Genomic DNA, 15696 nt, shown 5'->3' on the forward strand with positions numbered 1-15696 from the left:
TTAAATTGAGGCGTTTTTTCCTGCTTCAATCTCTAATGACTCTTCATGCCACCAAAGTGTTTTTTCAGGGTCTTCTTTAGCGATTTGGTGTGCTTCTTTCTTCGTTTCTACTGTAGGATATGAACCTTTTAGCGCACGTCCTGATGTTGTAACGAATAGTACACTAAATACAACTAATCCAATAATACTTACACCTGTTAAATAAAATGCCGGTGCAAGCGGGTTACCGGTTGCATGAACTAAATATGAACATACAAGTGGTGTTGTACCACCGAATATCGATACAGAAATATTAAATGAGATCGAAAGTGCTCGATAACGTACATCAGTGAAAAAGAGTGATGGTAATAATGAAGGTAATGTTCCTTCATATACACTTAGGAAGAAACCTAATACGAAAATACCTGCAAATATAGCTGCAATATGCCCGTTACCTATTAGTAAAAATGCTGGAATTGCAAATACAGTTAAACCAAGTAAACCAATTTGCACGACGCGTTTATTACCAATTTTATCACTTAATTTACCGAAATATAGTGCTAGTGGAATCATAAGTGCCATCGTAATAGAAATAATTAATAAGCCAGTTGTTTCTTTGACTTTAAGTACTTGAGTTAGATAAGAAGGAATATACGAAAGAATCATATAATTTGTAATATTAAAGAAGGCGACAATTACTGTGCTTAATAAGAAGTCTTTTTTGTGATACTTAATAATATCCATAAATGAAAATTGTTCATTGTCTTCAGATTCCTCTTGTGCTTTTTCCATCTCTTCAAAGATGGGAGATTCATCTAAATGACGGCGTAAATATAAACCGACCAAACCAATTGGTGCAGCAATTAAGAAAGGAATACGCCAGCCCCAGCTAAGCATTTGCTCATCTGTTAACAATAACGTCAAAATGGTAACAATTACCGATGCAGCAATGTAACCTGAGAGTGTTCCAATTTCAAGACCACTACCGAGTATACCACGCTTTTTATCTGGAGAAGATTCTGCGATATAAACCATTGCACCTGAATATTCGCCGCCTGTAGAGAAGCCTTGAATCATTCGGGCAACTAAAAGTAGTATTGGTGCCCATACACCAATTTGTTCATAGGTTGGTAGTAATGCGATGAATAATGTAGAAAGTGCCATTAAAATAATAGTAGTACTTAACACAATTTTTCGGCCGTACTTATCTCCTATTCTACCAAAGAATACACCTCCGATTGGTCGAACGAGGAAGGCCGCTGCAAATGTACCGAATGTAAGTACAAGTTGCAAGCCACTATTATCAACACCTGAGAAGAATAATTGACTTAAAATTACCGCTAAATACGCGTATAATCCGAAGTCAAACCACTCCATTGCGTTCCCAATACCAGTAGCAACTACTGCTTTCCTGGCTTGTTTAGGATTAACAATATTAACGTCTTGAGGTTCAAAATTTAAATCATTATTTTGTTGCATATAATAAAACAGCTCCTTATTTAATTTAACTTCTTTAAGCACACCTTCTCTTATTGAATAAAATTAATTCGAAGCACTTAAGGAAAAGCAACGTCTCCTTTTCTGTTATTATTATTTCACATAATTAATTATTTGTCCAATTAAATGCTCTTTTTATATAAATTTACACCCTATTTAACTTGTTATAAAATGACGTTTAGCTTATATAATACATACCTTTACACTACAAATAAAACTTTAATTTATTTATATTTATAACGTTTCTATAATTGCTTCCTTTAACCTAGAAATCAGTAACTTTTACTAAAGATTTGCATATATTTAAAAAGTGAACTCATTAGCTCGAATTTTGTCTTATTACATTCAACTATAATATTATTATAGGTTTAAAGGAGGCTATTTTATGTTGGAAATAATACTTTTATTTGCTACTGTTTCTTTTCTCTTAATTATTTCTGGATTTTTCATTACCTTAAAACAATATAAAGAAATAAAAAATATAAAGACTATATTAACTACAAAAAAAGAAAATGAGAAAACTACATCCGAAAACTCAATCCCTATGCAATTAGACCTTAGCGTTCTCAATAATTTACTCGCTTCTGGAATAAATAAAAGTTCTAATTCAAGTAATGAAAATTCTGATTCTGATAAGACTAAATAGTCATTACGTATATAATAAAATATATATCTCCTATTTTATCTAATCTTATTAACAACTACCTCTGATTAAAAAGGAGACTACTTATGTGTAAAAATCCGATTTCTATTATTATTCGTATACAGCATAACATAAGAGTTTTACCTGAAATTTTGAAAGCCTGTGAACAACTACAGCCTTTAGAAATCATCCTTACTATTAACGGATGTATCGATGATTCCATTGATATTGCCCAATCTTACAATTGTAAAATTATCAAACTAGAAAAACCGACAGAACCAAATAATTGTTATGTAATTGGTGCCAAAAAAGCAAAGGGTAAGTACCTCTTATTTTTAGATGCAAATTACATTATTCACCCTTCCTTACTTATACCATTTCTTCAACCATTACTAGACGAATCAGCTGACGTAGTATTAAACAATTTAGATGATTTTTTTTATCAAAAGCAAAAGCCCACAATAGAAATGATTTGGCAGCAAGTCACGAATCATTTTTTTCATCGTCCAGATTTAAATATTAACTCATTATTATTCCCTCCCTATGCAATAACAAAAGAAACTCTTGAAGCTATTAATCCAGAAAGTTTATTAAATCCGATACTGGCACAAATGAAAATTATTAAAAATAAATTTCGCATTAGCAATCATTTTAAAATTGCTATACCGCAAATTCCCTCCTTCCCCTCAAAACAACTCAATTGTTACCACCTAGAAGCGATTGAAAATTGGGTAAATATATTACAAGATCCAAGGGGAAACTATACTGATAATAATCGAAGACGGGATATTATTTTAGAACTTCAAAACGGCGAACAAAGAGCTATACCCAAAATAATTACAGGTAAAGAGTTTTATTCGAATACTTATGGAAATAAACAATTATCCATCATTATCCCTGTTCAAAATGAAGAAAAAACGATAGAATCTATCATTTTTGAGGTGCAGAAATTAAAACCTTTAGAAATCATACTTATTGTTAATGGATCAACAGATAAAACAGAGGAATTGGCGAAGAATTGCGGTGCAACAGTTATTACTTACAAAGAAGCACTCGGCATTGATACCGGACGTGCCGTTGGTGCATATTTTGCAAAAGGTGATATATTATTATTTATCGATGGTGATTTCTTAATTCCTAGTTCTGATTTATTACCATTTGTACAATCTGTTCAAAACGGAACCGATTTAGCTTTAAATAAATTAGAGCACTACTACATGTATCGTCTTCCTTATACTATCGTGACTGCATGTAAGTATGCTGTTAATTTAGTATATAATCGAAAAGATTTAGGTATGGGATCCACAACTGCTGTCCCTCATGCTTTTAGTCGAAAATGCATTGATACAATTGGTTTTCATTCACTTCTTTCACCAACCTTAAGTCAAGTTAAAACAATTTTAGCAGGCTTGCATGTACAAAAAGTCCATTCTGTCGACGTTGACAAGATAAATCGAGTTCGACCAGAAAAACACTTCTCTAAGGAAGGTTACCTTTCATTAGCAACACAGCAAATCATTGGTGATCATATAGAAGCAATTTATTACATCGCCGAACAAAAAAGAGGCACTGAATGCTTTTAATTGTATATCCTTACCACCAGATAATATATGAATTTAATATAAATATATAACAAAATAAAAAAGATGGTTTGGAACCATCTTTTTTACCTTTACATGAATTCAAAAGAAAATAGAAGGCAGGCCTTTCATTTCTGTGTTTTCTTAAGAAGTTTGAAAAGAGAGGCTTGTTAATGAAGATGCAACACTTAAATCATCATTTAGTGTAATTGAGAAACATGCAACTAATGGTAAAGTAATAACAATTGATCCACTAGGACTAATTACAATTGTAGGACTTGTCCCACATGCACCCCCACAATCCACTACAGCGTCAATTCCACTACCAGGGGTAATTGTAATTTTAAGGCATACATCAAAACAAACATTATTCGTAGTACATGCCATAACTCTCCCTCCTTTCTTTTAACAATATATGCAGTTGGTTAAATTCGGACACGACTCTCTTACTAAATTTTATAAATTAGATGTTATTTTACTATTAACTCCATAGAAAATTAACGTTTTATTAAACTATCTAAATCAACTAAAAAACTCAAATCATCCTTTACTGAAATAGAAACACATGCAATAAACGGTATTACATTAAAATTAGATGAACATTCATCATTGCACCTTACGAATATTTCTGCCCCACCATTTGGATTGACTTTAGTTTCTAAACAAATATGAAAACAACTTTTATTGATGCAAGACAAGGTATTCCCTCCTTTCTTATATCTAACATCAATTTATGCAGAAATAAAAATACTGTTACAACTTTATCCACTCTTTACTTTACATACTTAAAATAAAAAAGATAAAAGCTTCTTCATGTATATAAAGAAACCTTTATCTTTTTGTTACTTGCTCATTTATTATCAGTCAGTGAAACATGCTCTTTACTTGTACCTAAGCTAAAAATAATAAAAACTTTTGATTTAGTTTCATTGCAATACTAAATATCGTCAAGTTGCTTAAATGAAATGTTTACATTACTCAATCAATAAACAAATTTACCTTTTAAAATAAATCTTTAAAATCCCTATGCTTCAATAAATATGAAAGTCCTTCTAAATGATCCCCAGTAATTCTCAATACAGCTGGTGGATGTCCTACTGTTGCAAAGTGTTCGTTTGGACGAATACGATTTGGTTTCATTACATCTACAAAATGGACACATTCGACTTTATACCCTTCTAATATTGCCTTTACTTGCGCAACACACGCTGTGTGAAGAGTGTCCCAGCCGATCCCCTCTAAACATTTTCTACTAATAGCATGAGGAACAGCAATTGTAGATCCTACCCCTAAATCTTTACGGTTACAAGCAATATTCAACATATATTTATATAAATTTACAATATATAGAGGAAATCTAAGATTTAAATTTAAATCGTTTAAAACTATATCAACACCATCCGCAACAGCCTTCGTTAATGGATGAAGATCTTTTGCTGGAATAGCAAAATCAGCATCAATAAAGAGAAGTATATCTCCTGTGGCTTCTTGTGCACCAATAGCACGTCCTACATCATGCCCTAATGCTTCTTCATAAACAATTACTGTAGCTCCTAATTGCTTAGCAATTGCTTCTGTTTGATCTGTTGATCCATTAATTACAACAATTATTTCTTTCGGTTCAATTTTTCTTGCCTCAAGAATAACTTCTTTAATTGTTGCTTCTTCATTTTGCGCTGGTATAATAATTGATAACTGTTTTCCATTATAAATAGAGGAATTCATTCCCCATCCTTTATGAAAAAGTGAATAATTCTTCTGTTTTTTTAGTTGCTCTATAACTTCTCTTTTTCTTCCTCCATCTGTATAGTTCCCTCTATCATCTTTTCGTTGTAACCAACTTTCCAAAGCTTTTACATTCTCTTTAATCTCACATACTTCTAATTTAGTTAATTCATTTTTATAGAAAGAGGTGTTGTTTGAGGTTATATTATTTAAAGCAGTGTTAGTGATGGCTGACGAGGAATGTAGTCGCCATCCTTTCTCAATAAGAGTTACTTGGGATAGAATAGGGTTCTGCAAGATATCATATCCAATGTCTTTAATCGCTTTTTTAGTAATAGCATATGGCATAGATAACATCGAATCATATTTTAAATCCATACGCCCCAATACATCGTTTACTATTTTTCTATACACCATAGCAATGCTTGGCCATTCTACTCTCATCTTTTCAAAACATACGGAGTCTATGTTATTTAAGATTACATCCTGTTCCTTTTTCAGTAGTGGTTCTATAAATCGTTCTAATTCTACCGAAAAAATAACATCTTCTCCATCTAAAAATAAAACTACATCCCCATTGGCAATTTTCGCCCCATGAACTGGTGCTTTCCATTTATTTTTCTCTTCAATCACAACAACGTTACATTCAACAAATGTTGGTATAGATTGTATAGCACTCATTCTATCATCAGCTACAATAATAATTTCTATTGGTTTTATATGCTGCAATTTATTTAAAATCTGATTCAACTTCGATTTTTGTTCTCCTAAAACTATAACGACTGATAGCTCTGCTTCTTTTTGTTCTTCTTTCACAGTCTGATTAGGCTTTACTTTTTTTATATATTCAATTGTTTCACTTTTCCCTACAGCTGCATGCCCTGCTTTTTTATCAAAATATAAGTCTATTATAATTTGATTTACTTCCGTGTCTTTATCTAGTTGCTCTAATTCAGAAATAAATGGTAATAAATGATTTTGCACATCAAATTCACACGCGAAATTTTGCAAAAAATAAATATTCGGTACATATTTAATGTGATTAAAAAATTTCACAACATTAATTCTTTCTCCAAATTTCTCTTCAACCTCTTCTCTTGATAAACCTGGATAAGATAAATCGAAAACTAGATTTACAGGTACAGGTATCCATTTTATTAAATTTGTTTGAGGATTATTAATGAAAGCTGTGGAACCTTTAACAAATCCAGCTAAAATTAAAGACATAAATCCTCCCCCAGAACTTCCATAAAACAAGACATTTTTTGAATCAACTTTTAACTTTATAAATAATATTTCTAGAATATTTGCTATATCTTGTAAATAAAATCTATTTAACTCCCCCTGCCCCCAACCTAAAGATAATTTTCCAAGATATAAGGTAGGATCATTATAATATATAACAGTATCTTCAAATTCATCCATCCAAGAATGTCGATGAAAAATAGGTGGACCAATTGGCTGTTCTTGAAACCCACCTGCTCCGGATCCAAAAACAATTGTGTTATCAGCATCGGGCTTAATACGAATTAAAAATTCATACGTTACTTTATCCCAATCAACCTTGAGTATAAACGGCTCCGTAGTTTGAAAATCCATTTGCCATAATTGTTCATATGAAATGTTAATTATTTTATACTGGTCTAACAGTTTAATCACCCTTTCCATCCATTTCGAGTTGTTCTATCAAATAAGAGAGCGCTTCAACATGATCACCAATTATTCTTAATACTGCTGGAGGATGTCCATTTTGACTTACATTTTCCTTTAAACGAATTCTATTCGGTTTTACAACATCAACATAATGGACACATTCTACCCTATATCCTTGTAATATAGCTTTTACTTGTGCAAGACTAGGACATAGTAAAGCTTCCCATCCTATTGCATCTAAGCATGATCTACTCATTGCATGTGGAATTGCTACTAATGAGCCATTACTTAATTCTGGACGACCATATGCTAAATTAAGCATATATTTTACAATATCAACAACATAAAAAGGCGGATTGAGCATTGGGTTCAAATCATTTAACGCTATGTCTATGCCATCTGAAACCGCTTTTGTAAAGTGATGCAAATCACTTCCTGAAACACTAAAATCACCATCAATAAATAAGAGAATATCTCCTGTAGCTTCAAGCGCCCCAATAGCACGTCCAACATTATGACCAAGTCGTTCGTTATATTTAATAATAGTGGCACCAAGTCTTTTAGCTATATCAGCTGTATGATCTGTTGAACCATTTACAACGACAATTATTTCTAGCGGTTCTATTTTTCTTGCCTCGAGTATTACTTGTTCTATAGTTTCCTCTTCATTTTGCACCGGTATAATAACAGAAAGTTGCTTCCCGTCATAAATTGAAGAATGCATTCCCCAGCCTTGATGATAGGAAGGGTATTGCTTGGATTCACCTAGCTTTTGAATAATATCCCTTCTTTTTCCTGCATCAGTAAATCCTACTCTTCTTCCTTTTTTCTCTATCCATTTAGATATACCCCTTAAATATCTTTCTACTTTCTCTTTTTCATTTTTTGATAACTCTTTTTTTATTAAATATCCTTCTTCCTCTATAGTCTCATCTTTAGATAACGTATTAATTGCATATTGGTCGTTAATCCGCCAGCCTTGATTCACAATCTTCATATGAGATAAAACGATATCTTTCATATAATCAAAGCCGATATGTTCCACCACTTCCTTCGTAAGCGCATATGGCAATGAAAGTATTGAATTGCTTTTTAAATCTGGTCGTCTTAAAATTTCATTTAACATTTTTCTCCATACAATGTCCATGTTTGGACATTTACCTATTTCTATCAATTTATCTATTTTATTTAAAACTACATCGGCCTGATTTGTAACAATTGGCTCAATAAATCTCTGCATTTCATTTGTGGATAATGAAAAATTGCTATCTAAAAATAATAAAATTTCTCCTTTTGCTTCCTTTATACAAGCTTCATATCCTTGATAATGCGCACTATATTTGTTCATTAAAACACTATGACATCTATATTTCATTGCTATTTCATATAATTTACTTTTATCATTAGGGGCTAAAATTATAATTTCAATTGGTTTTAGTTTCCATGCAGCGTTAATTAATTCTTCTACTAGTTGCTCTCGATCACTATACGAAATAATAACCGTTAACGATTTCATTACAATCCCCCCTTTTTTACACATCGTGTGGCATGAAACATCATTCATATGAACTTAAAATATTAAGTAGTACAATTCACTCTAAATTTGCTACTTTATTAACATATTCAAAAGTGAACTATACTGTGTGAAAACAAACGTCTATTTTTGAAAATATAAACTCTACACTTGTATCCCTCCTTTTATCGTTGTGTGTTACAACTCTCACCATAAAAAAAACAAAAAGAGTCCTAATTTCTTTAGGACTCTTTTACACTAATTTATAAATATCATTAATTTTATATACAACCTTTTTCCACGTTATCCCTCTATCTGTTGTAGTAAATATTTCTTTTTTATTACACGCCCAACCTTTACGCCGATTAAAAAAATGTAAACAAAATACATTTTTCAACAATGGATTACTTGATACCTTTATCCATTTTGCTCCTTTTTTTATTAATTGATATACACTTCCATGTTCACTATTTATAACCCAGCCATAATAGGAACTAAAAAAAGAAACAGCCGCTTTACTAGTATTTATTGTTTTATTTGAAATATGCCACGAATTCCCCTTATCAACTGAGTAATTCATGAAAAATACATCATTATTCATTTTAGTTGGTATTACTAACAAGTTATTTTTATAGATTGCTTTATAAGCCATAGAAGTCTCATTATTACTTCCTTCAAGACTTGGAATATCTTTTATAGGCTGCCAACTTGCCCCACCATCCATTGTTTTAAATACCGCTGATGTTTCATATTGTTTGTGTAATGAAATAAATCCAATTAACTCGTTTATAAATGTTATCCCTGAGATACTATCACTAATACTTATATTTTTAATTATTTTCCAAACTTTCCCTTTCGTTTTCAAATAGTATAAATTATGTTCAAATTTATTTGATGCAAGTTTTCTAGACAATACAATCCATATACTGTCCATATTCGTGGCATGCAATTGTACTTGAACATCAGTCGATTTCTCCCACTCTTCTTCAATTGGTAATATAAACTCACTCCATCTTTCCCCTCTATTAACTGTATAAAATATAGCGGGCAATAAATCATCATTCGTTTTTGTTAAACCATATGCCCAAGAGCTTCGAGCGTTTATTGGATATCCAAATAATACAATTGAATTTAGAGGATTAACAACATCCCATTCTACTCCTCCGTTTCGAGTATATAAGATGGCTTGCTTTTTATTTGTATATTGAATACCAGCCCAACCAAATCTATCAGTTCGCATTTGTAAAGAAGTAAATTGAATATCATTATTTTCCAATATATCACCTCATTCTTATCATATATATATTCGTATGCTATTATTTTCAAAACGTTCTATCATTAGTTGTTAATACTACTCGTTTTATCTACTATCTTTACACATTTACTTTCTCTTTTCCTCACCAACTAAATATCAATATATAATGTATCAAATCTAATAAAATTCTTTCTATTTTTTCATTATCATTTAATAACGACTGTATTTCACAAAATTCTACTATAAAAAATGCACCCTAATTGTAAAACTATTTCTAACAATTAGAGTGCACTTTATATAAAATATAACTTTTAACTTTTAAGCACTTACTACAGCAGCAACTTTATCCATACAAAAAATAAATTGAGTAATAAATGTATCAATTTCTTCTTTTGTAATTATATATGGAGGAAGTAAACGGATGATATTCCCTTGTGTTACGTCAACTAAAATCCCTTTCTCCATTAGCTCTACCTGTAATTTCTTCACATTTTCATTTGTATCATTCAAACTAATTCCAAACATCATACCAGCATGACGCACTTCCTGAAGATAATAAGAATTTTCTTTCTGAATGTCTTGCAATTTATCATTTAAATAAAGTGACATTTCATACGCTTCTTGCATTAACCCATCATCAAGTAATGTATTTAATACAGTTAAACCTAAAGCTGTTCCCATTGATGAATGAGCAAATGTTGTCCCGTGATCTCCTGGCGCAAATACATCACATAACTTTTCACCTACAATAATTCCACCTAGCGGTATCCCGCCTCCTGCTCCTTTACCAATTTGAATAATATGTGGTGTAATATTGAAATTTTGATAAGCAAAAAGTTTTCCTGTTCTCCCCATACCACTTTGCACTTCATCAACGATAAGAATGACATTATATTTATCACATAAGTTTTGAACACCATGTAAATATTCACGCGATAAAGGATAAATACCTCCACTTCCTAATACAGGTTCTAACAGAATCGCTATGGGATTTTCATTTATAATTGTTTCTTCTAATTGCTCTATATTCTCACGCTCAACTTCATATACTGGGATCGATGTTTTAGGAAAATTTTGATATACACTTTCTTGTCTCGTAAAATGAAGTGCTCCTAACGTACGCCCGTGGAAACTATTCTTCAGCACTACAATTCCTTCACGTTCTTCATGTGTAATAGCTCTATATTTATCAATTAATTTTAATGTCGTTTCTGTCGCTTCCGTACCTGAGTTTGTGAAAAAGACCTTTCCGCTTTTTAAAGAGCACTCAACTAATTTCTTTGCATACTCAATCGCAACTGGATTTAAAAAATGAAACGGTAGATGCAACGATTTCGTAACTTGATCCATTGTGGTTTGTACAATTTTAGGATGATTATATCCTAATACATTTACTCCTACCCCAGAAAATAAATCTAAATACTCTTTACCATCTACATCATACAGTTTACACCCTTCCCCTCTTTCCATTGCAACCTCTGTACGACAATATGTAGACATCATATATTCTTTATCTAATTGAAACCAATCCGACATGTTACATTCCTCCTAGTTATTTTCCCTGTTTATTTATGTTCATTCTCTATAAAGTCATGTATAAATTCATTTTTAAGATTAAAATTTTAATAGTAATGTTCTTCCCGATATTCATTTTTCCATAATTTCTTCTATTTCAACAGGTCCACTACATATGTGTTTTTTTCATCTAGCGGTCTGTTACTATTTTGAGCTTTGCGTGTTATACATAATCAAGGCTATAAAATCATATTTAGTAACAATGAACAAAAAAGATTTGGAGGCTATATTGATGGGTGAAAACTATGATAAACAGAGGCAATCTTTACTAGGGAAAGACTTTAATGAAGATGGCGAACGTAATGAACAAGCAATCCTTCACTCTCAAACAGTTGGTTCACGTGGACCTGTTCTAGAGCAAGATAGTGTGCTTCACGAGGCGTTACAAGAATTTATTCACGAAAAAATTTTAGAAAGACCTGTTCATGTAAAAGGATTCGGTGCGTTCGGTTATTTTCAAACGATCTATCCAATGTCCGAACATACTAAACTAAGTTTTCTACAACATTCTAATGAGAAAGTTCCTGTTATGGTTCGATTTTCATTAGCTGTTAGTACGAAAGGAACACCTGACACTGCTAGAAATGTACGTGGTTTTTCTACAAAATTTTATACAAAAGAAGGCATTTTCGATCTTTTATGTAATCACATTCCTGTCTTTTCTGTTCGCGATCCGATGCGTTTCCCAGAAACGATTCAAGCGTTGTTACCTTCACCTATAAACAACTTAATAGACCCTAATAGATTTTGGAGTTTTGTCGCTAGAGCACCTGAATCCATACATTTCGTTGTCCGTTTATACTCTGATAATGGTACGGCCAAAAGCTTTCGCCGCATTCCAGGACATAGTGTAAATACATATGTTTGGAGAAATGCAGAAGGCAATCGAAAGTATGTAAAGTATCATTGGTACCCATTTGAAGGTGTACAATTCATTACTAGCGAGGAAGCAAATAAACTGGCTGCTGAAAACCCAGATTATAGCGGGAAAGATTTATATGATGCAATTGCAAATGGTAAACCAGTGGAATATGGTTTATACGTCCAGCTGATGGACCCGAAAGATGAAGCACATCTTTCTTACGATCCTTTAGATGATACAAAAGCATGGGATGAAAAAGCGTATCCTCTTATACCAGTCGGCAAAATGGTATTAAATAAAAACCCTGAAAATTATATGGACCAAGTAGAAAAAGTCGCTTTCTCCCCTTCTAATTTACTAGACGGCGCAGAATTATCAGATGATAAAATGTTGCAAGGACGTGCAAACATTTATAGTGATTCTCAAAGAAGAAGAATCGGTCCTGAATTTCGTAAATTAGCAATTAACCAACAGCAAGATTGGAGACCTGCTAATCAAATAACGAGCGGTGACGGAAGGTACGTTGAAGGTAAAATTGAGAGAACTTCTATATCGAAACAAGATGACTTTACGCAGGCTAGCGAATTTTATGCGACGTTAAAACCGATAGAAAAAGAACATCTTGCTGAAAACTTAGCTAGTGACTTGAAAGTTATATCCGATGATATTAGAAAGGTCGTTCTAGGGTATTTTCATAAAGTGTCAGCTGATTTGGTGAAGAGGATTGAAAGTGCGATGCAACAGCTTTGAGAATATAAAAAACGTCATTTTTAATCTTTAAAATGACGTTTTTCATGGCGAAATTACTAGGGTTTTCTATCGCTTTATTTACAATGATTAACGAAATTTTTCTCCTTCAAAATTTCCTTTATTTCATTTTAGATTATGGTACTCATTTCTCTTTTTCAAATAATCTTTTTCACATTGTAACGGTTTGAATTTCACTTTTTTCCCTTTCTTCTTTTTCGTTTTTATAACGAGCCATTCCCCTTTTTCAACGTCTAGTTTTAGACGTTTCATTACATTGATATCATCTTTTTCTTTATAAAGTAAAAATGCTTCTTGCGCCCTCACAAATAAGCTAGGCTGCTCGCTAAATCCACCACTATCATAAATTTTAGTTAGCGAATTATAATAAGAATCGTTTTCCTTTCCACCATACATCAAATGGGCAGCCTTCAGATCTCTTTTACTTACTTCAAAAAAACTATGTTCATCAATATTTAAATTAAATGTGGATTTAATGTCCTGTATTATATTCTTCACATACTTTTCATCTCGAATTTTCCTTTCTTCAAGACAATCCGAAGATAACCTTGGTGCATCTGATTGGGAATGTACAACATGTTGTATCGATACGCATAAAACAAATACACTTAAAATGTACAATATTTTTTTCATATTTACATATCTCCTCAAATGATTTATAGACTATATCATTTGAGGCTTACAATATTCTTATACTAGAAATGAGAAAGATCCTATAAAATACATCTTTTATAGGATCTTTCCGTCTAATATTGATTTATCAAATTCACCGGCGAAACAACTACCCTTCCACTTTTTACGTCATATAGCCCTATAGGCGTTACCCGTATAAACGGCAAGTGCGTCGCAGAAAAGAATAAAATTGTAAATGCGGGATCATCATACGCGTAGCCACGCTCTTGTAGCAATTTCACCATCTGTTTCTCTTCTTCTATTAATTCACTCATTTTTAAATTAGACATAATCCCGAGCAATGGTAATGCTATTTCATGTATTACTTCATTCTTTTCAGCTATGACCATTCCCCCGCCAAGCTCTTTTACTCTATAAAAAGCTGTAAGCATATCTCCTTTACTCTTTCCAATAAGAATGATGTCACCCGTACCAGAATAAGAGCTAGCAAGGCCTCCTAGTTCTTTCGCAAAACCTTTTACAACTGTATTCACTCGCCAAGTACCATCACGAGCAATCATCATAAGAAAACATTCATCATGATCTATGGACAATTCATCACAGTCTATGTTAATTTCACTAGTATATGGTTTTGTTATAACGTTATTTAATAAGTGGATACCCGTTTTATTAGAAAAAAGCATATCCTCTTTTTCTATCGACCAATCTAATGATAATGGAGTTACTTTACATTTACTCCAGTCTATATGTAATAATTCATGTGTATTTACATCGTCACGCTTTATCCATTGTCCCTTTGCAATTACGCTCGTTGGTACTGGGTTTTCTTTACTTTCTAAAATATTGATATTAGCAATTCTCCCTGTCGCAATTGAACCATGTACATGCTCCATATTATAATAACGAGCAATATTATAACTTGCCATTTGGTACGCATCAATTACTGAAATACCTTGCTCAATCGCTATTTCTATCAACCTATTCGTCATTCCATTTTCATAAAAGGACGGATGTGAACCGTCTGTTGTAAAAATGAATCTATCAAACTGCTTAACACCTAATTCCAACAATTCCTTCAATAAAACTTCTAAATCTGGGCGTATGGAAGAATTCCTAAGAGAAACGGTGTAACCTTGCATAAGACGAGCTAACGCTTCTTGCCCTGTCATCGCTTCATGATCGCAATCCGTACCTAACAGTTTTAATTTCGTTAACGTTGCTTCAGATGCTCCTGGGAAATGTCCTTCCACTTTTTTCTGTAATCGCTTTGTTTCCTGCACCCAATTTAACATTTCATCATCGCCATGTAATAATTTTGGCCATGCTGTTAACTCGCCGCCTTGCAGAACTGTTTCATGCTGTAGCCACTCCATAATTTCTTCACTATTAAATAAAGATTCCCCGTTTTGCAATTCAGTTTGTCCATCAAAACGACACCACCAATACATACTAGCTGGAATCTTTGTAAATTCATCTAATAAATGAAATGATTCTTCACGCTTTAATGTGAAAAATAAAGTTAAATTATCATTAATAAAAGTTGTTGTCCCAAATTGCATCGCATGATTCGCTAATGTCTCTGGATTATATAATTGATACGGATGTGCATGTGGCTCTATGTAACTAGGAACGACATACTTTCCATCACAATCAATGACTTCACATTCATGTAATTGCTCTGGTAGTTTTTCTCCTACATATATAATTCTGTCATCATAGATCCAAATATTTGCTTCCATCCATTCACGTATATAGGAATTTAAGTATGTTGCGTTCTTTAATAATTTATGAGGACTTCTTGTACCGTCTATTATTTCAACATGTTCTCGTAATTGCTCGTTACTCCATCTGAAATACTTTTGTTCCACTGTATTCAACTCCAATGCTATATTAGTTAAGATAAAAAATAATTAATCAAATAAACTATTTTCCATTCAAGACCCACTCAATACGTACCCCTATTATATTTAATAATTACAAAAATAACAATTTTCAGAACTTAAATCATTTTTA

12 protein-coding genes are annotated in these 15696 nt (G+C 32.4%); 3 read left to right on the forward strand and 9 right to left on the reverse strand.

Going from position 1 to position 15696, the window contains the following annotated elements; translation table 11 throughout:
• On the reverse strand, window positions 1-1458 hold the full coding sequence (locus ACVWY7_RS24540; RefSeq protein ID WP_144507548.1) for an MFS transporter: 1458 nt from the start codon (window positions 1456-1458) through the stop codon (window positions 1-3).
• A 403-nt stretch (window positions 1459-1861) separates the two neighbouring features.
• On the opposite strand from ACVWY7_RS24540, the gene ACVWY7_RS24545 reads away from it, so the two are divergent.
• Both ACVWY7_RS24545 and ACVWY7_RS24550 read left to right on the forward strand, forming a co-directional pair.
• Window positions 1862-2122 carry a hypothetical protein gene (locus ACVWY7_RS24545; protein WP_000889733.1) on the forward strand — a complete coding sequence of 87 codons (261 nt, stop codon included), beginning with the start codon at window positions 1862-1864 and terminating at the stop codon, window positions 2120-2122.
• An 83-nt stretch (window positions 2123-2205) separates the two neighbouring features.
• Entirely contained in the window at window positions 2206-3702 is a 1497-nt protein-coding gene (locus ACVWY7_RS24550) for a glycosyltransferase family 2 protein (protein ID WP_144507546.1), read from the forward strand.
• Window positions 3703-3843: 141 nt separating this feature from the next.
• Here ACVWY7_RS24550 and ACVWY7_RS24555 read toward each other — a convergent pair whose 3' ends face one another.
• The 6 genes from ACVWY7_RS24555 to ACVWY7_RS24580 form a co-directional block, all read right to left on the reverse strand.
• The gene (locus ACVWY7_RS24555) at window positions 3844-4086 is read right to left on the reverse strand and encodes a hypothetical protein (protein WP_000752465.1); all 243 of its coding nucleotides are present in this window, start codon (window positions 4084-4086) and stop codon (window positions 3844-3846) included.
• Window positions 4087-4196: 110 nt separating this feature from the next.
• Window positions 4197-4397 carry a hypothetical protein gene (locus ACVWY7_RS24560; protein ID WP_073523434.1) on the reverse strand — a complete coding sequence of 67 codons (201 nt, stop codon included), beginning with the start codon at window positions 4395-4397 and terminating at the stop codon, window positions 4197-4199.
• A gap of 304 nt (window positions 4398-4701) precedes the next feature.
• Window positions 4702-7023 carry a glycosyltransferase gene (locus ACVWY7_RS24565; RefSeq protein WP_456524022.1) on the reverse strand — a complete coding sequence of 774 codons (2322 nt, stop codon included), beginning with the start codon at window positions 7021-7023 and terminating at the stop codon, window positions 4702-4704.
• Window positions 7024-7075: 52 nt separating this feature from the next.
• Complete coding sequence (locus ACVWY7_RS24570; protein WP_456524017.1) at window positions 7076-8593, reverse strand: glycosyltransferase; 1518 nt, start codon at window positions 8591-8593, stop codon at window positions 7076-7078.
• Between the two features lie 250 nt (window positions 8594-8843).
• Window positions 8844-9866: a hypothetical protein gene (locus ACVWY7_RS24575; protein WP_456524018.1), complete on the reverse strand. Its 1023-nt coding sequence runs from the start codon at window positions 9864-9866 to the stop codon at window positions 8844-8846.
• Between the two features lie 297 nt (window positions 9867-10163).
• Window positions 10164-11381, reverse strand: a complete 1218-nt coding sequence (locus ACVWY7_RS24580) for an aspartate aminotransferase family protein (protein WP_456524019.1) — start codon at window positions 11379-11381, stop codon at window positions 10164-10166.
• A 271-nt stretch (window positions 11382-11652) separates the two neighbouring features.
• Here ACVWY7_RS24580 and ACVWY7_RS24585 point away from each other — a divergent pair, with 271 nt between their 5' ends.
• Complete coding sequence (locus tag ACVWY7_RS24585) at window positions 11653-13032, forward strand: catalase (RefSeq protein ID WP_456524020.1); 1380 nt, start codon at window positions 11653-11655, stop codon at window positions 13030-13032.
• A gap of 123 nt (window positions 13033-13155) precedes the next feature.
• Here ACVWY7_RS24585 and ACVWY7_RS24590 read toward each other — a convergent pair whose 3' ends face one another.
• Window positions 13156-13683: a hypothetical protein gene (locus tag ACVWY7_RS24590; RefSeq protein ID WP_431174688.1), complete on the reverse strand. Its 528-nt coding sequence runs from the start codon at window positions 13681-13683 to the stop codon at window positions 13156-13158.
• A 113-nt stretch (window positions 13684-13796) separates the two neighbouring features.
• Window positions 13797-15551: an adenine deaminase C-terminal domain-containing protein gene (locus tag ACVWY7_RS24595; protein WP_000436111.1), complete on the reverse strand. Its 1755-nt coding sequence runs from the start codon at window positions 15549-15551 to the stop codon at window positions 13797-13799.
• Between the last annotated feature and the right edge of the window lie 145 nt (window positions 15552-15696).

The sequence above is a fragment of the Bacillus sp. TE9106W genome (assembly GCF_054062215.1).